The 215-nt window shown below is 58.1% G+C and carries 1 protein-coding gene; it reads left to right on the top strand.

What is annotated here, in order from left to right; translation table 11 throughout:
- On the top strand, positions 1–215 hold a 215-nt coding region (locus FDX22_RS19665; protein WP_186805360.1), incomplete at both ends, for a S49 family peptidase.

Genomic DNA, 215 nt, shown 5'->3' with positions numbered 1-215 from the left:
GTGGAAATCACGCTGATTTACAGCGGCAGCCATAAGGTGGATGGCAACCCCTACAGCCATCTTCCGGATGACGTCCGGGAAGCACTGCAGTCCCGGATGGATACTACCCGCCAGATGTTTGCGCAGAAGGTGTCGGCATATACCGGCCTGTCTGTGCAGACCGTGCTGGGTACCGAAGCTGCAGTATACAGCGGTCAGGAGGCCATTGATGCCGG

It is taken from the genome of Citrobacter sp. TBCS-14 (assembly GCF_005280805.1).
Taxonomy (GTDB): Bacteria; Pseudomonadota; Gammaproteobacteria; order Enterobacterales; family Enterobacteriaceae; genus Citrobacter; species Citrobacter gillenii.
This window is presented reverse-complemented; position numbering and strand designations above follow the sequence as displayed.